We start from the raw sequence: 15,738 nt of genomic DNA, 5'->3' as shown, positions 1-15,738 counted from the left end.
CCTCGAACGCGTGGCAGGTGCTGCAATGAACATGATCGACCTGATCCTGACGGTTTGCCTGAGCACGAACCCAAGCAACTGCCGGGAGGAGCACCTGTATTTCGAGAGCCGGGGCTCGCTGCTGCAATGCATGTTCCTGGCTCCGAGCGAAATCGCGAAATGGTCAGAGCAGCACCCGACCAGGAAGGTCATGCGCTGGCGTTGCGCCTTCCCCAGCAAGGAGCGGTCGATCTGATCATCGGCGGACCGGAAGAAACGGGGCGGACCGGAAGGAAAGGCATGAATATTTCCCGACGCGCGGTACTTGGCATTGCCGCCTTAACGACGGCCACGGCCCTGGTCGCCAGGCCCGCCGCGTCTATCGCGGCGCCGCCGATACGGATCGGCGTGCTGAAATTCGGAACCGTGAGTTGGGAACTCGACACGCTGAAACAGCACGTCTTCGATACCGCCAACGGTATCGACCTCGAGATCACCTATTTCGCCGGAGAAGACGCAACCAATGTCGCCCTGCTGGCGGGCGCCACCGACATCATCGTCTCCGACTGGCTATGGGTGTCGCGGCTGCGATCGGAAGGAGAAGACCTGACGCTCGCCCCTTACTCGACGGCTGTCGGCGCCATCATGGTCCAGGACGCGTCGCCGATCCGCGCCATTCCCGACCTTGCGGGGAAAAAGATCGGCGTCGCCGGCGGTCCGCTCGACAAGAGCTGGCTCCTGATCCAGGCGCTGGCCCGGCGCGATCATGGCATGGACCTGACCAGCGCCTGTGAAGTCGTCTTCGGCGCACCGCCTTTGATTTCGGAAAAGGCGATGCAGGGCGAACTCGATGCGGTGCTGAATTTCTGGCATTTCTGCGCCCGGCTCGAAGCCAACGGCTTTCGCCGCCTGGTCGGGGCCGACGATGCTGCTGGCGCGCTCGGCGCTTCAGGCCCGGTATCGGCGCTGGGCTATGTTTTCCACGACAAATGGGCGAGCGCCAATGTCGCCGCCGTCAAGAGCTTCCTCAAGGCGTCCGCGCAGGCGAAGGACCTGTTGGCTAAATCCGATGCGGAATGGCTGCGTCTGGCCCCGATGGTGCGTGCACAGGGCAAGGTACTGGAAACGCTGCGCGACCGCTATCGCCAGGGCATTCCCAGACGGCCGGTGGCAAAAGAGGCCGCCGATGCCGCCACACTCTATCGCGTCCTGGCCAAGATCGGCGGCGAAAAACTGGTAGGGCCGTCGCCCGAAATGATGCCGGGCACTTTCTGGCCGGAACTCGACGGATGAAGCTGCCCGAAACGGATCATGGCGGAGGCGGTTCGCCAATTGCCCATGCGAAGCGGCATCCGGCGGCGGCCCTGATGCCCGCGTTGACGGTGGCGGTTTCGCTGCTTGGCCTCGGCCTGCTGTGGAGCGTCATGGCCGGTCTATGGCCAAGCCGGGCGTTCCCATCGCCGGGGCAGGTATGGCAGGTGTTGCTGCGCGAGGCCGCAAGCGGCGATCTCGCCTTTCATCTCAGCGTGACCTTGGCACGGGTTGCCGCCGCTTACGTCGTCGCCATGGTCATTGGCTCGGTGATCGGCGTTTTTCTTGGCATGCATCGGGGCGCGGATCGCTTTTTCAATCCCTGGGTCATCCTGTTTCTCAACATTCCCGCTCTTGTAGTCATTGTGCTCGCCTATATCTGGTTCGGCCTCAACGAGGTTGCGGCGATCGGCGCAGTCGCGGTCAACAAGATCCCGACGGTCGTTGTGACCATGCGCGAAGGAGCCCGGGCGCTGGAGCGCAGCTATGCCGAAATGGCCACCGTCTATCGTTTCAGCCGCATCGACCGCATCCGCCATATCCTGTTGCCGCAACTTCAGCCCTATCTTGCGGCGGCCTCGCGATCCGGCATCGCGCTGATCTGGAAGATCGTGCTCGTGGTCGAACTGCTTGGCCGCTCCAACGGCGTCGGCTTCCAGATATACCTCTATTTCCAGCTCTTCGACGTCGCCGCCATCCTGGCCTATGCGCTGGCCTTCGTGGCAATCATGCTCGTTATCGAACTTCTCGTGGTGCAGCCCATTGAACGACATGCAACCCATTGGCGGCGCCGTCCCGCTTAGGGTCGAGATTGCCGAAAAGACCTTCCGGTCCGCGCACGGCGTCAGCGTCGCTGCGTTGAAAGACCTTTCCTTCGAGGTGAGGCAAGGCGAATTCGCCTGCCTGCTCGGCCCGTCCGGCTGCGGCAAGACCACGACGCTGCGTATCCTGCTTGGGCTCGACAAGGAATTCTCCGGAACCATCCAGTTGCCGCAGGGCGGCACCAACCGTATCGCGGCGGTATTCCAGGAGCCGACCCTGTTGCCGTGGCGCTCGGTCGAGCAGAATGTCAGGCTGGCGCTGCCCAAGAGCCTGAGGGACAAGAACCTCGACGGGCTGTTCAAGAGCCTGGGCCTCGCCGGCATGCAATCGCTGTATCCATCCGAGCTGTCGCTCGGCATGGCGCGACGGGTGGCGCTCGCCCGCGCCTTCGCCACCGAACCGGCCATCCTTTTCCTGGACGAGCCTTTCGTCTCGCTCGACGAACACACGGCGCAACGGCTGCGTCATCTGCTGATGACCGTCTGGTCGGCGCGGCCGACAACCGCCCTGATGGTGACGCATAATCTGCGCGAGGCGCTGATGCTGTCGGATCGCATCATCGTTCTGTCGGCGCGGCCGGCGCATGTGTTGGGCGTGTTCGATGTGCGCTTGCCGCGTGAAAATCGCAATCCGCAGGTGATGAGCGACCTGTCACGGTCGTTTCATGCGAAATTCCCGGATGGGCAATGATGGCGCGCCGACAAAAGAACGACTTTGAGAGGTCGGTCGACCCGATGCGCCGCCGATTGATGCACGGCTTCGCCTGCGTCTCGGCAAGTGCTGCGCTGCTGCCATGCTGCCTTGGGCGAATGGCCATGGCGACTGGCACCGCCGAATTCTCGGCGAAAAAAATAGCCGAGGGCGTTTTCGTCCTGCAGGGTGTCGATGAACTGATGGCCGCTGAAAACGCTGGCGCGATTGCCAATCTGGGCTTCATCGTCGGCGCGGACGCGATAGCCGTGATCGATAGCGGCGGCAGCCTAGTCGAAGCCGAAGCCCTTCTCGCGGCAATCGCTAAAATAACCGACAAGCCGATCCGCTACCTGATCAACACCCATATGCACCCGGACCATATTTTCGGTAACGCCGCATTCAAGGCGATCGGTGCGACGATCGTCGGCCATCACAATCTGCCGCGCGCGCTTGACGCCCGAGGCGCATTCTATCTGCAAAGTTTTCGCGAACAGGTCGGCGACGCCCTGATGCAAGGCGTCGAGATCGTGCCGCCGACGTTGCTTGTCGAAGATCGGCTGCAGCTCGATCTTGGCGGGCGCATGCTGGAATTGCGGGCCTGGCAGGCGGCGCATACCGACAACGACCTGACCGTCCTCGACACCGCGAGCAGTACGCTGTTTTCCGGCGACCTCGTCTTCGTGGGTTCGCTGCCGACGCTGGATGGATCACTGCTTGGCTGGCTTGGCCAGATGGACGCACTGGCCGCGATCAAGGCGGCGCGCGTGGTGCCGGGTCATGGGCCGGCGCCTTCGGCGTGGCCGCAGGCGCTTGCCGCCGAGCGACGCTATTTCGAGACCCTGGCCCGCGACATCCGCAAGGCGATCGCCGACGGAACACCGCTTGCCGAGGCGGTCAAGACGGCCGGAGGCAGCGAACGAAGCCACTGGGCGCTGTTCGACGATTACAACGAGCGCAACGCAACGGCGGCCTATGCCGAACTAGAGTGGGAATGATCCGCGCGTCCAGCTTCACCGTTTGCCAACGGCCCGGCGAGCGCCTATCATAAGCGCTTGCCTGGGCACCACCTCGACAACATCGGTGGAGGCTACCGAAATGGAAAAACGTGCTTCTCGAAGCCGCCGGCCCGCGTTGCCGCTGGCTATTCTGGCCGCCGCTGGCATTGCAATGGCTAGCCTTGTGGGGTTCAGCGGACCGGCCACCGCGCAGCAGACAACCGTCTCCTCCGAAAAGCTCTGGAACGGGATGAAAGGCGACGTCTTCGGCGACCGGCCGATTCTGATGGATACCGGCCTGGTCAAGATCGAGGCGCCCAAACGCGCGCAGGATGCCGCGATCGTGCCGGTCGACATCACCATCGATCCGACCAAGGCGCCCGAGGGCATCAAGTCCCTGACCCTGATCATCGACGCGAACCCGTCGCCAGTGGCCGCGACGTTCGAGATCGGCAAGGGTGCCGGCGTGACGCATATTTCGACGCGCGTGCGCGTCAACGATTATTCCTATCTGCGCGCCATTGCGGAAATGCCGAGCGGCGAACTGCACATGGCGCAAACCTTCGTCAAGGCATCGGGCGGATGCTCCGCGCCGGCGGTGAAGAACATGGACAAGGCCCTCGCCACGATGGGCAAGATGAAGCTGCGCCAGTTTCCGCCTCAGGACACGATGTCGAAAAGCGAGGATATTCAGTTGATGATTCGGCACCCGAATAATTCCGGGCTGCAGCGCGATCCGATCACGCAATACTTCATCCCCGCCCATTTCATCCAGAAGCTGGCGATTTCGCAGGGCGACCGACCCATCCTGTCGATGGAGGGCGGGATTTCGATCTCCGAGGACCCCAATTTCCGCTTCGACTTTTCGGCGCAAGGCACGGATAAACTCAATGTCGAGGCGGTGGATACGGACGGCAAGGTATTTCACGACCAATGGCCGCTGGAAGCGGCAGGACTCTGATCTGACGGTCCGCCATTCGCGTAGCAGCCAACGGACCAGCCCGGCATTGCGCTAAAAGCAGCGGACGTCGGCCTCTGCCTGCGCGCGCTTCAGTTCCGTTCGCGCCGCCTTGGCCGGTGCGCTTTCGCGAAACAGGCCCGCATTCTCGCCCGTGGTCAGGGACATGCTTTTGAAGGTTTCGGCCCTCTCGTAGCGTGGGTAAGGAAGAACCGAAGCAATCACATCGATTGAGCACGAGCAGCTTTCAAGCGCCTTGCGCGTCTGGCCGTTCACTTGCATGCAGCCAAGCACGTAGTCGGCCACTGTCGCCGTTGGATAGTCGCCCGCCGCGCTGGCGGGACCGGTGGCTGTCAACGTCGCGGCAAGAAGCGATGCGGCTGAAAATGCGAGTAACCGGATCATTTTGGAATCCTCCGATTGAGCGAGCGCTGGGTGCGGGCGGACCATCCAGGCAATTTGGCAACGCGCATTGAAATCAGTCAAGCGCCAATGAGCAACATATAACATCAGGCGGCGTGGACGGTCAGGATTTGCGGCGTGGCCCAAGACTGTCTCCCGCAACAGCACCCGGAACGTTCATCCCCAGACTGCAATGTTGCCTTGTGCGGCTTGCCTGCCGACGGCAGCCAAGCATGGCGTTGCATAAGCGCTATTTTCCGCCCTGCTAGTTCATCCAAAGCAACTCCGGTCGTTCTATCGCACTTTCACGACAGGATTCCCGAAATGATATCCATAGCGTTGATGAAATCGACCATCCGATATTGTGAAATGGGTTTCCTTTGATATTTAAGTCTTTATATTGCACCGCATCATTTAATATATTGCAGCGCACCTAACGGCGTCGATTTGTGCTTGCTTATCATTTCTATCTGGCATAGCCTTTCCCTGTTTCCGGCTTCAAGGGCCTCACCGTCATTAGGGAGCGGTGAATGTCTTTCGTAGGCCAAGCGAGGTGGGTAGTAACGGTGCCCTCTGCTCGTCTGGCTTGGATCGTGACACGCTGCCGGAAATACTTCCCCCACATGAATCGCTTGGGCAAGCCCTCGTGGGCACAACGGTCGATTCATCATTGTGAACCCAGGGAGGATTTCGATGCGTGTACTCAAGAAAGCTACCTACCTACTAGCCGCTAGTGCGTTTTTATCGTGCGGTGTCTCCTTTAGTGCCTCCGCCAACGATGAGTTGGCAAAAATGGCGGCGAACCCGAATGATTGGGTGATGCAGACGGGCGATTACGCCAATACCCGTTATTCGCCACTCGATCAGATTACCAAGGACAATGTGAAGGACCTCCAGGTCAAATGGAGCTTCTCGACCGGCGTGTTGCGCGGCCATGAAGGCGGGCCGTTGATCATTGGCGATGTGATGTATGTTCACACGCCTTTCCCTAACATCGTCTATGCCCTGGATCTGAACAATGACGGCAAGATCCTGTGGAAGTACGAGCCCAAGCAGGATCCGAATGTCATTCCGATCATGTGCTGCGACACCGTCAACCGTGGCGTGGCTTATGCGCCCGCCGCAGACGACCATGCAGCATTGATCCTGCTCAACCAGGCGGACACCACTGTCGTGGCGATCGACGCCAAGACCGGCAAGCAAGTCTGGTCGGTCAAGAATGGAGATCAGACCGATGGCGGCAAGGGCGAATCCGGTACGGCCGCACCTGTGGTGGTCAAGGACAAGGTCCTTATCGGCATATCGGGCGCTGAATTCGGCGTTCGCGGCTCGCTGGCCGCCTACAATCTGAAGGACGGATCGCTGGCCTGGAGAGCCTATTCCACCGGTCCTGACTCCGAAACGCTGATCGATCCGGAAAAGACGACTGAGCTCGGCAAGCCCGTTGGTGCGGAATCCAGCACCAAGACCTGGGAAGGCGAGCAGTGGAAGACCGGCGGCGGCACGACCTGGGGCTGGTTCTCCTACGACCCCAAGCTGAACCTGGTCTATTACGGTACCGGCAACCCGTCGACCTGGAACCCGGTGCAGCGCCCCGGCGACAACAAATGGTCGATGACCATCATGGCCCGCGATGCGGATACCGGTGAAGCCAAGTGGCTCTACCAGATGACCCCGCATGACGAATGGGATTATGACGGCGTCAACGAGATGATCCTCGTCGACGGCATGGAGGTGAACGGCGCCAAGCATGACGTTCTGGTCCACTTCGACCGTAACGGCTTCGCCTACACCATGGACCGCGCCAGCGGCGATCTGCTCGTCGCCGAGAAATACGATCCGACGGTGAACTGGGCGACCAAAGTCGACATGGATCCCAAGAGCGAGACCTATGGCCGACCGCTCGTCGATCCGAAATACTCGACCCAGCAGAACGGTGAAGACACCAACTCGGCGGGCATCTGCCCGGCCGCTCTTGGTACGAAGGACCAGCAGCCTGCAGCCTATTCGCCGAAGTCCGGGCTGTTCTACGTGCCGACCAACCATGTCTGCATGGACTATGAGCCGTACAAGGTAAGCTACACCGCCGGTCAGCCTTATGTGGGCGCCACCGTGTCGATGTATCCTGCCCCCGGCGGCGACGGCAACATGGGCAACTTCATTGCCTGGGATGCCGCCAAGGGTAAGATCGTCTGGTCCAAGCCCGAGCAGTTCTCGGTCTGGTCGGGCGCGCTGGCAACGGCTGGCGACGTGGTCTTCTACGGTACGCTCGAAGGCTACATCAAGGCGGTCGATCTCGATGGCAAGGAACTCTACAAGTTCAAGACGCCATCGGGCATCATCGGCAACGTCACGCCTTACGTTCATGACGGCAAGCAGTACATCGCGGTATTGTCAGGCGTCGGCGGCTGGGCCGGTATCGGTCTGGCGGGCGGCTTGCTCTCCCCCGACAACGCTGCTGCTTGGCACGGCGCGGTCGATCAGGGCCGGGCACAAGGCGATGAAAGTGCCGTTGTCGGAACGGCAGGCCTTGGCGCGGTTGGCGGTTATGCGGCTCTTGCCGACTATACCGCTCTCGGTGGCCAGATCACCATCTTCGGTCTTCCGGACTGATTGACGGAACCATCGCCAGGGCTCCCACCTTGTATGAGTTGGGGGCCCTGCATGGAAACGGGAGTCCGGATCGACACGTGATTCCGGGCTCTCTGTCCACCGCATAAACTGTAAAACCTTTCAACGTCGCTGCCTGTTGGCGCGCTGTATCGCTGCGAGATGAAGGAATATCGAACAATGAAGGTTCGCATTGCACTGTCGACCCTGGCCCTGACCCTTCTGCCCCTGATCTATTCATCAGGTGTCGTGCAGGCCGAAGATACGGCTGAAAAGGCTAAGGCCGTCAAAGAGGAAGGCGGCAAGTATTTCGATGCGGACGGGAACCCGACCTACAAGATAGAAGACGGCAAGGTCGACTGGTACACATTCAGCGGCTACCGTCGCTACCACTCCGACTGCCATGTCTGCCATGGACAGGACGGCATGGGGTCAAGCTACGCGCCGGCCCTCGCCACCTCCCTCAAGACCATCGACTACGCGAACTTCCTGGCCATCGTGGCCGCAGGACGCACCGACGTCGGCGGCGGCAAGGAAAGCGTCATGCCGGCCTTTGGCGACAACAAGAACGTCTATTGCTACATGGACGACATCTACGTCTATCTGCGCGCCCGCGCCGACGGTTCTGCGCCGCGCGGCAGGCCGCCCCAGCATGAGGACAAGTCGCAGGCAGCCAAGGATGCCGAAGCGGCGTGCATGGCCAATTGAGATGACCGCAGCCCGCAAGACCATGGCCGGTTTCGATACGTGGAAGATGTGGCGTATCGTGCTGCCCTTTGCCGGAGCGCTTGCGCTGCTGCCCTCGGGCGCGCAGGCGCAGAGCGCGGGACTTGGGGCAGCCGGCGAACTGGTCGACACGGACATTCTGCGCGTCTGCGCCGATCCGTCCAACATGCCTTTCACGGATAAAAGCGGCGAGGGTTTCGAAAACAAGCTCGCCGAACTGGTCGCGGCCAAGACCGGCCGCAAGTCGGTCGCCTATACGTGGTTTCCGACGATCATGGGCTTTGTTCGAAACACGCTCGGTGCCCATCGATGCGACATCATCATGGGTTACGCGCAAGGCGACGAGTTGGTGCAGAACACCAACGCCTATTATCGCTCCGCCTATGTGCTGGTCTATCCGAAGGGCGGCGATCTGGAAGGGGTGGAAACCCTTGAAGACCAGAAGCTCATGGGCAAGACGGTGGGCGTTGTCGAACGGACGCCGCCGACCGCCAACATGGCCATCAACAAGACGCTGCGGACCGCCAAGATCTATCCGCTGGCGGTCGATACCCGCAGCACCGAATCCATGGCCGAGCGCATGTACAAGGACATGGCGGCAAAAAAGATCGCCGCCGCCGTCCTGTGGGGGCCAATGGCCGGCTACTACGCCAAGGCAATGGGCGAGGACGTGACGATCGTGCCGCTGCTGAAGGAAAAGGGCGCCAACCGGATGGCCTACCGCATCACCATGGGCGTGCGCCCCTCCGACCAGGAATGGAAGCGGACGCTCAACAAGGTGATCCGGGAGAACCAGCAGGAGATCAACAAGATCCTGCTCGACTACAACGTTCCGCTGATCGACGAACAAGACAAACCGATCACCCAATAGACGGGGCCGGACAAGATGAGGCCGGAATGCAACGGACAGGAACAGGAAAGGAAGCGATTTTGCTGCTTGCGGCGGGTTTTCTGGGCTTGAGCGGACCGGTATGGGCCGGCGGTGTCGATGAGCCCGCCGACTACCGGATGGACGAATACCGGGCGCCGGTACCGGATACGCTGCGCGGTGCGACAGTCGTTACCACCCAACAGGCGCAAGCGTTGTGGCAAGGGAAGAAAGCGGTGTTCGTCGATGTCATGCCCCATGCGCCCAAGCCAGCCAATTTGCCGGCCGGCACGATCTGGCGCGACAAGGTCAGGGACGATATTCCGGGCAGCATCTGGCTGGTCAATGTCGGCTATGGCGCGCTCTCGCAGGAAGCGAGCAGCTATTTCCAGCAAGGCCTGGAAGCCACTACCGGCGCGGACAAGAGCAGGCCGATCGTCTTCTACTGCATGACCGATTGCTGGATGTCGTGGAACGCGGCCAGGCGCGCCGTCGCGTTGGGGTATCGCTCGGTACACTGGTACCCAGTCGGCGCGGATGGATGGGCAAGTTCGGGCCTGCCGCTGGCGGAGAACACGCCCTATGTGCAACGAAACTAAAATGCGGACGAAAGTGCTTTCCAAATGACGTTTTCGAATTTCAAGGACCTGCCAATTCATTTGTCCATTTTCAGTTTTTGATGGACCGTCCGTTGCCTGTCAGTGCCCGGCAATGGACGCGTAACAGAAATCGGCCTTGAGGCTGGTAGAAGGAGAAAGACCATGAAGAAGAACTGGACGAAACCGACCATGTGCCAGGTTGCCGCTGGCTTTGAAATTTCGCGGTATATGCCGGCTGAAATCACTCCCAAGAAGTAGGCCGCGCAGGTGCGTGCCTCTGGCGACAGGGGCACGCACTACCTTGCGGGCGAATTTGTGAGCGGGCTTTTGACGTGCATCGCACGGGAGTTGTCTTGTTGCGCCTGCAACCTGTCCCGGCATTCAGTGGTTTTTCTGGCAGGGATTTTTCTGGCAGGGATGTTTCGGTCGGGGACTTTTCGGCCGGGGTTTTTGCGGGCCGGGCATTGTCATGCGCTTTAAGATTATTGGATCCGCCGCAGGTGGCGGTTTTCCGCAATGGAATTGCAATTACCGACTGAGCAAGGGCGCACGGGCGGAGCAGACCGGCATGCAACGGCGTACGCAATCGAGCCTCGCTGCGTCGAGCGACGGTCTTGGCTGGGTGCTGTTCAACGCCTCCCCTGACATCAATCAGCAGATCGCGCAGACGCCCGAACTGCAACCGGCCGCCAATGCGCCGCTGCGCTCGACGCCGATCCGCGCCGTGGTGCTGACCAATGCCGATGTCGATCACATCGCCGGCCTGCTCAGCCTGCGTGAGCGCCAGCCTTTCGCTGTCTATGCGACGAGGCAAGTTCTCGCGACCTTGCGCGACAACAGCATCTTCAACGTGCTCGACCCTTCAGTCGTACCCCGGCGCCTGCTTCCGCAGGCCGGCGAACTGGCGATCTGTGACGCGAAGGGCGCGCCAACCGGCGTGACCATCGAAAGCTTTTCTGTGAGCGGGAAAGTCGCGCTCTTCCTGGAAGACACCAGCCATCCGGAGGCCGATTTCAGCTCCGACGCCGGCGATACGATCGGGGTGCGCATCCGCCCCGATTACGGCAAAGCAGCACTGTTCTACATTCCCGCCTGCGCCCGCATCGACGCCGCGTTGCGGGACCGCCTCACCGACGCCGCCTGTGTCCTGTTCGACGGCACCGTCTTCACCGATGACGAGATGATTACCGCCGGCGTCGGCCACAAGACCGGCGCGCGCATGGGGCATATCGCCATGACGGGCGACACCGGCTCGCTTGCCGGGCTGTCCGGCGTCGAAATCGGCCGGCGCATCTTCGTCCACATCAACAACACCAATCCGGTGCTCGACGCGAATTCAGCCGAACACGCCATCGTCAAGGCGGCGGGGTGGGAAGTCGGCCATGACGGCATGGAGATAGAACTGTGACTGATTTCCATGATGCGGCCAAAGGCGGCCTGTCGCGCGCCGAATTGCAGGACGTTCTGCATCAGGTGGGCACGGAGCGCTATCACAACCGCCACCCCTACCATCACCGCATGACCAGCGGCGACCTGTCGAAGACCGAGCTTCAGGCATGGGCGCTCAACCGCTACTGTTACCAGGCTGTCATCCCGCGCAAGGATGCGATGATCCTCGCCCGCGCCGAGGACCCGGCCTTTCGCGCTGCCTGGCGCAAGCGGATCGAGGACCATGACGGCGAGGACGGCTGGAGCGGCGGCATCGCACGCTGGTTGCATCTGGCGACCTCGCTCGGCCTCGACGCCGAGGACGTGAAAAGCGAGCGGCTGGCCTTGCCGGCCACGCGCTTCGCCGTCGGCGCCTATCTGTCGTTTTGCACCAACCGCACGCTGTTCGAGGCGGTCGCCTCGTCGCTGACCGAGTTGTTCTCGCCGGTCATCATCAACGAGCGCGTTCCGGCGATGCTCAAAAAATACGACTATGTGACCGAGGACACGCTTTCCTATTTCACGCGGCGGCCCGAACAGGCGGCGCGCGATTCCGAATTCGCGCTGGCCTATGTGCTCGAGCATGCCGACACGCCGCAGCGCCAGCAGCAGGCAATCGACGCGCTGGACTTCAAATGCTCGCTCCTGTGGGCGATGCTCGACGCGCTCCAGCATGCCTATGGCGAGGGCGGGAACATCCCGCCCGGTGCTTTTCGGCCGGGAGACGTACGGTGACCGCGCTGCGGGAACGGGCGCTGATTTCGCTGGCGTCCGTGCCGGCGCTGCCAAAACATGTGCGCATCCAGTACGATCCGGTGCGGCAGGCTTTTGCGGTGCTGTCGCCGGAAAAGGTGTTCTGGCCGAACGATATCAGCCTCGATATTTTGCGCCACTGCGACGGGCACGCGACTGTCGAAAAAATTATCGCCGCGCTCGCGACGGAGTACAATGCCGACGCCTCTGACGTATCGGACGACGTCACCGCCTTCCTGCAGGAATGGTCCGACAAGCTTCTGGTGACACTATGAACGCTCCCCTTCTCCCGCCGATCGGCATGCTGGCCGAACTGACCCATCGTTGTCCCCTGCAATGTCCCTATTGCTCCAACCCGGTCGAGCTTTTGAAAGCCAACCGCGAGATGGACACGCAAGGCTGGCTCGACCTGTTCGGGCAGGCGGCGGACCTTGGCGTGCTGCAAGTGCATCTGTCGGGCGGCGAGCCGACCTTGCGCCGCGATCTCGAACAGATGATCGCAACGCTTTCGGCACGCGGCGTCTACACCAATCTCATCACCGCCGGCGTCGGTATCGCCGCTGGCCGCATCGAAGCCTTTGCGGATGCGGGGCTCGATCATCTGCAACTGAGCTTTCAGGGCGCGCGGCCGGAAACCACCGCGCTCATCAGCCACCAGCGCGGCAGCCATGAGAAAAAGCTGGAGACGGCACGGCGCGCCCGCGCCGCCGGCCTGCCGCTCACCATCAATGCGCCGATCCACCGTCACAATATCGAGGAAGTGCCGGAGTTTATCGAGCTTGCCCTGTCGCTGGACGCGGAGCGGATCGAAATCGCCAATGTGCAATATGCCGGCTGGGCGCTGACGAACCGCGACGCGTTGATGCCAGACCGCGACGCGGTCTATCGGCAGGCCGATTTCGTCGAGGCAGCGCGTGAAAAATATGCCGGCATCATGACCATCGATTTCGTCACGCCGGACTATTTCGCCATGTACCCGAAGCCGTGCATGGGCGGCTGGGCGCGCGACGCCTTCATGGTCGCGCCGAACGGCACCGTGCTGCCCTGCCACGCCGCGCATACGATTCCCTCGCTGCATTTCGAGCGCTTCGGCGACCGCCCGCTGGCGCAGATATGGACGGACTCGCCGGCGTTCAACGCCTTTCGCGGCACCGACTGGATGCAGGAACCGTGCCGGACATGCGAGCGGCGCGACATCGATTTCGGCGGCTGCCGATGCCAGGCGATGGCGATTGCCGGCGATGCCGCCGCGACCGACCCGGCCTGCATCAAATCGCCGATCCATGCCCGCATGGCGGCCCTTGTCGATGAGGCGCAACGCAACGCCCAGGCGGCGGCGGCCAACGAACCCTTCGTCTATCGGCGCATAACCGCCGCGACGGAGCCCGTCTGAATCCGGATAGAAATGCGTAGCCGGTAGCCGGGTGTCACCCAGCTACAGGGTGGACGGTCGACGGGAAAATCAGAACCGCCGAGGCCAAATTCCCCGGCGGTTCTGATCCGGCTTCCGAAACCGCACGGCGGTTCCGGAAGTATGCATCGTTCGGCGGCGCGGCTACTTCGCGGCGGCCTTGGCGGCGTCGATCCAGCCGTCGAACTTTTCCTGATGTGCCTTGATCCATTCGTCGGCCTGGCGATCGAGGTCGGCGGGCTTGCTCTCGCCCTTATACATCTGCGCATTCTGGGCGAAGATGTCCTCCAGCGGGATGCTCATTTCCTCGAACAGCTTCTTGGCCGCCGGGTTCTCCTCAAGGAACTTGTCGTTGGCCACGACCTGGATGTCATTGGCCGGCCAGCCCATTTCACAAGGATCGTCGGCGCAGCCCGTCACGCCCGGGATCGAGGTGTGCGCTTCCATGTCCTTCTGGTCGGCGGGCAGGTCCGGCTTCTTGACCTGGAGCCACACCACGTCCTGGCCGGGCTTCAGCAGGCCGACGGTCCAGTTCGGCGTCCAGGTGTAGAAGAAGATCGGCTTGCCCTCCTCATAGCGGCTGATCGCATCGGCCATCGAGGCCGAATAAGCCGCCTGGATCGGCTGGACGGTGTCGCCCAGCCCGTACGCCTTCATCTGGTAAGTGATCGTCAGTTCGCAGCCCCAGCCGGGCGGGCACGCGACCAGATCCGCCTTGCCGTCGCCATTGTCGTCGAACAACTTGGCAATCTCGGGCTTCTTGAAGTCCTCCAGATACTTGATGTTGTGGGCGTCGGCGGTTTTCTTGTCGATCAAATAGCCCTGCAACGCGCCGCCCTTGGCGACGTAACCCACCGTGCTGGCCTTGCCCTTGAGGTCCTCGAGATAGGTGTTGTGCAGCGGAAACCAGCCGCTGGCCCAGAAGTCCATGTCGCCCTGTGCGACCGCTTGGTAGAAGGGCGGATTATCAAGTGCTGTCGGTCCTTCGACTTTGTAGCCCAGCGCCTCTACCGCCTTCTTGTAGATTTGCGCCTGGAACCATTCGGTATCCCAGGTCGGCTGGCCCATTTTCACGGTCTTTCCCTCTCCGGGCAGAGACTGCGCCTGGATGGGGGCCGCGCCCAGCACAAGCGATGCCAGTACGAAACCAGCGCCTGTCAGAAATCTTCCCATAGTCATTTTCAGGTTCTCCTCCTTCTTGCTGCGCCGCGCGCAGCCTTTGCCGAACTCATGCCCCTGAGAGGCTCCCTGCCGCCGCGCCGCGCTTGCGCCGAGCGGGCTTTCGCCGTTTTGCCGCAGCATCGGCATCGCCCAGCGCCTGCGTCACCCGGTCGAGGATGATCGCCATCAAGACGATGCCGAGGCCGCCGATGCTTGCATAGCCGACGTCGAGCCGGCCGAGGCCGGTATAGACGGTGAGGCCAAGACCGCCGGCGCCGATCAATGCGCCGATCACCGACATGGACAGCGCCAGCATCAGCGTCTGGTTGACACCCGTCATGATGGTGCGCATCGCTAGTGGAAACTGGATTTCCCACAGGATCTGGCGCGGGGTGGAACCGAAGGCGCGGCCGGCTTCGACGAGTTCTTCCTGCACCTGGCGGATGCCGAGATTGGTCAGGCGCACCAGCGGCGGCAGCGCAAAGATGATGGTGGCGATCACCGCCGGCACCATGCCGATGCCGAACAGCATGACGATCGGCACCAGATAGACGAACGATGGGATCGTCTGCATCACATCGAGCACAGGACGGATCACCGCCGCCGTACGGTCGCTGCGGGCGGCGGCAATACCGAGAGGGATGCCGATGATAACGCAGAAGACGACTGCCGTGACGACCATGGCAAATGTAATCATCGTTTCCTGCCAGAGGCCGATCCAGTCGAGCAGCACCAGCGAAACCAGCGTAAAGATAGCCACGCCGCGGCCTGCCCATCGCCACGCGGCGAACACGGCCAGCACCACGAGAACAATGAACGGCACGGCCAGAAGCAGCGCCTGCAACCCGTCCAGTATCTGCGAGATCGGCCATTGCATGGCCCGAAACATCGGCCTGAACGTCGGCACCAGCCAACCGCGAACCAGCGTCTGAATCCAGGTGTCGAGCGGCAGGTTCCCGTAATGCGAAGGCTGGGCAAGGTCTGCAACCGCCTGCAGGCGGGCCACTACATCCGACGCCATC

At 61.8% G+C, this 15,738-nt stretch carries 17 protein-coding genes; 14 read left to right on the top strand and 3 right to left on the bottom strand.

The window, feature by feature from the left end; genetic code table 11:
• Window positions 1-25 precede the first annotated feature (25 nt).
• From ACX3P1_RS00965 to ACX3P1_RS00940, 6 genes are all read left to right on the top strand, one after another.
• Entirely contained in the window at window positions 26-235 is a 210-nt protein-coding gene (locus tag ACX3P1_RS00965) for a hypothetical protein (RefSeq protein WP_459077650.1), read from the top strand.
• A gap of 44 nt (window positions 236-279) precedes the next feature.
• Window positions 280-1,272, top strand: coding sequence for an ABC transporter substrate-binding protein (locus ACX3P1_RS00960; protein WP_459077649.1), 993 nt, complete (start codon window positions 280-282; stop codon window positions 1,270-1,272).
• Window positions 1,269-2,093, top strand: a complete 825-nt coding sequence (locus ACX3P1_RS00955) for an ABC transporter permease (protein ID WP_459077648.1) — start codon at window positions 1,269-1,271, stop codon at window positions 2,091-2,093. The genes ACX3P1_RS00960 and ACX3P1_RS00955 overlap by 4 nt, the downstream gene beginning before the upstream one ends.
• Entirely contained in the window at window positions 2,062-2,802 is a 741-nt protein-coding gene (locus ACX3P1_RS00950) for an ABC transporter ATP-binding protein (protein ID WP_459077912.1), read from the top strand. Before ACX3P1_RS00955 ends, ACX3P1_RS00950 begins: the two co-directional genes overlap by 32 nt.
• 59 nt (window positions 2,803-2,861) lie before the next feature.
• Window positions 2,862-3,800, top strand: coding sequence for a quinoprotein relay system zinc metallohydrolase 2 (locus ACX3P1_RS00945; protein ID WP_459077911.1), 939 nt, complete (start codon window positions 2,862-2,864; stop codon window positions 3,798-3,800).
• A gap of 100 nt (window positions 3,801-3,900) precedes the next feature.
• Entirely contained in the window at window positions 3,901-4,761 is an 861-nt protein-coding gene (locus tag ACX3P1_RS00940) for a quinoprotein dehydrogenase-associated SoxYZ-like carrier (protein ID WP_459077647.1), read from the top strand.
• Between the two features lie 51 nt (window positions 4,762-4,812).
• Here the strand turns inward: ACX3P1_RS00940 and ACX3P1_RS00935 are convergent, their stop codons facing one another.
• Window positions 4,813-5,163: a hypothetical protein gene (locus ACX3P1_RS00935; RefSeq protein ID WP_459077910.1), complete on the bottom strand. Its 351-nt coding sequence runs from the start codon at window positions 5,161-5,163 to the stop codon at window positions 4,813-4,815.
• A 690-nt stretch (window positions 5,164-5,853) separates the two neighbouring features.
• Between ACX3P1_RS00935 and ACX3P1_RS00930 the strand changes: the two genes are divergently transcribed.
• The 8 genes from ACX3P1_RS00930 to pqqE all read left to right on the top strand — a co-directional run bounded on the left by ACX3P1_RS00930 (window position 5,854) and on the right by pqqE (window position 13,537).
• Window positions 5,854-7,773, top strand: coding sequence for a methanol/ethanol family PQQ-dependent dehydrogenase (locus tag ACX3P1_RS00930; RefSeq protein WP_459077646.1), 1,920 nt, complete (start codon window positions 5,854-5,856; stop codon window positions 7,771-7,773).
• Window positions 7,774-7,950: 177 nt separating this feature from the next.
• Window positions 7,951-8,478 (top strand): c-type cytochrome, methanol metabolism-related, encoded by a 528-nt coding sequence (locus ACX3P1_RS00925; RefSeq protein ID WP_459077645.1) that lies wholly within the window; start codon window positions 7,951-7,953, stop codon window positions 8,476-8,478.
• 1 nt (window position 8,479) lies between these two features.
• On the top strand, window positions 8,480-9,367 hold the full coding sequence (locus ACX3P1_RS00920; protein ID WP_459077644.1) for a quinoprotein dehydrogenase-associated putative ABC transporter substrate-binding protein: 888 nt from the start codon (window positions 8,480-8,482) through the stop codon (window positions 9,365-9,367).
• 26 nt (window positions 9,368-9,393) lie between these two features.
• The gene (locus ACX3P1_RS00915) at window positions 9,394-9,963 is read left to right on the top strand and encodes a PQQ-dependent catabolism-associated CXXCW motif protein (protein WP_459077643.1); all 570 of its coding nucleotides are present in this window, start codon (window positions 9,394-9,396) and stop codon (window positions 9,961-9,963) included.
• 469 nt (window positions 9,964-10,432) lie between these two features.
• Window positions 10,433-11,371 (top strand): pyrroloquinoline quinone biosynthesis protein PqqB, encoded by a 939-nt coding sequence (gene pqqB, locus ACX3P1_RS00910; RefSeq protein ID WP_459077642.1) that lies wholly within the window; start codon window positions 10,433-10,435, stop codon window positions 11,369-11,371.
• A complete protein-coding gene (pqqC, locus tag ACX3P1_RS00905; protein WP_459077641.1) occupies window positions 11,368-12,126 on the top strand; it encodes a pyrroloquinoline-quinone synthase PqqC in 759 nt (252 codons plus the stop codon). Before pqqB ends, pqqC begins: the two co-directional genes overlap by 4 nt.
• Complete coding sequence (pqqD, locus tag ACX3P1_RS00900) at window positions 12,123-12,419, top strand: pyrroloquinoline quinone biosynthesis peptide chaperone PqqD (protein WP_459077640.1); 297 nt, start codon at window positions 12,123-12,125, stop codon at window positions 12,417-12,419. Before pqqC ends, pqqD begins: the two co-directional genes overlap by 4 nt.
• A complete protein-coding gene (pqqE, locus tag ACX3P1_RS00895; RefSeq protein ID WP_459077639.1) occupies window positions 12,416-13,537 on the top strand; it encodes a pyrroloquinoline quinone biosynthesis protein PqqE in 1,122 nt (373 codons plus the stop codon). The genes pqqD and pqqE overlap by 4 nt, the downstream gene beginning before the upstream one ends.
• A gap of 162 nt (window positions 13,538-13,699) precedes the next feature.
• Here pqqE and proX read toward each other — a convergent pair whose 3' ends face one another.
• Both proX and ACX3P1_RS00885 read right to left on the bottom strand, forming a co-directional pair.
• Window positions 13,700-14,857 (bottom strand): glycine betaine/L-proline ABC transporter substrate-binding protein ProX, encoded by a 1,158-nt coding sequence (proX, locus tag ACX3P1_RS00890; protein ID WP_459077638.1) that lies wholly within the window; start codon window positions 14,855-14,857, stop codon window positions 13,700-13,702.
• Window positions 14,784-15,737, bottom strand: coding sequence for an ABC transporter permease (locus tag ACX3P1_RS00885; protein ID WP_459077637.1), 954 nt, complete (start codon window positions 15,735-15,737; stop codon window positions 14,784-14,786). The genes proX and ACX3P1_RS00885 overlap by 74 nt, the downstream gene beginning before the upstream one ends.
• Between the last annotated feature and the right edge of the window lies 1 nt (window position 15,738).

It is taken from the genome of Mesorhizobium sp. A623 (assembly GCF_054489405.1).
This window is presented reverse-complemented; position numbering and strand designations above follow the sequence as displayed.

What these genes read in the sequence shown, in the direction of transcription:
- ACX3P1_RS00965 (WP_459077650.1), top strand. Translation starts at nt 26, where the DNA reads ATGAACATGATCGACCTGATCCTGACGGTTTGCCTGAGCACGAACCCA.
- ACX3P1_RS00960 (WP_459077649.1), top strand. Translation starts at nt 280, where the DNA reads ATGAATATTTCCCGACGCGCGGTACTTGGCATTGCCGCCTTAACGACG.
- ACX3P1_RS00955 (WP_459077648.1), top strand. Translation starts at nt 1,269, where the DNA reads ATGAAGCTGCCCGAAACGGATCATGGCGGAGGCGGTTCGCCAATTGCC.
- ACX3P1_RS00950 (WP_459077912.1), top strand. Translation starts at nt 2,062, where the DNA reads ATGCAACCCATTGGCGGCGCCGTCCCGCTTAGGGTCGAGATTGCCGAA.
- ACX3P1_RS00945 (WP_459077911.1), top strand. Translation starts at nt 2,862, where the DNA reads ATGCACGGCTTCGCCTGCGTCTCGGCAAGTGCTGCGCTGCTGCCATGC.
- ACX3P1_RS00940 (WP_459077647.1), top strand. Translation starts at nt 3,901, where the DNA reads ATGGAAAAACGTGCTTCTCGAAGCCGCCGGCCCGCGTTGCCGCTGGCT.
- ACX3P1_RS00935 (WP_459077910.1), bottom strand. Translation starts at nt 5,163, where the DNA reads ATGATCCGGTTACTCGCATTTTCAGCCGCATCGCTTCTTGCCGCGACG.
- ACX3P1_RS00930 (WP_459077646.1), top strand. Translation starts at nt 5,854, where the DNA reads ATGCGTGTACTCAAGAAAGCTACCTACCTACTAGCCGCTAGTGCGTTT.
- ACX3P1_RS00925 (WP_459077645.1), top strand. Translation starts at nt 7,951, where the DNA reads ATGAAGGTTCGCATTGCACTGTCGACCCTGGCCCTGACCCTTCTGCCC.
- ACX3P1_RS00920 (WP_459077644.1), top strand. Translation starts at nt 8,480, where the DNA reads ATGACCGCAGCCCGCAAGACCATGGCCGGTTTCGATACGTGGAAGATG.
- ACX3P1_RS00915 (WP_459077643.1), top strand. Translation starts at nt 9,394, where the DNA reads ATGCAACGGACAGGAACAGGAAAGGAAGCGATTTTGCTGCTTGCGGCG.
- pqqB (WP_459077642.1), top strand. Translation starts at nt 10,433, where the DNA reads ATGCGCTTTAAGATTATTGGATCCGCCGCAGGTGGCGGTTTTCCGCAA.
- pqqE (WP_459077639.1), top strand. Translation starts at nt 12,416, where the DNA reads ATGAACGCTCCCCTTCTCCCGCCGATCGGCATGCTGGCCGAACTGACC.
- proX (WP_459077638.1), bottom strand. Translation starts at nt 14,857, where the DNA reads ATGCTGCGGCAAAACGGCGAAAGCCCGCTCGGCGCAAGCGCGGCGCGG.
- ACX3P1_RS00885 (WP_459077637.1), bottom strand. Translation starts at nt 15,737, where the DNA reads ATGGCGTCGGATGTAGTGGCCCGCCTGCAGGCGGTTGCAGACCTTGCC.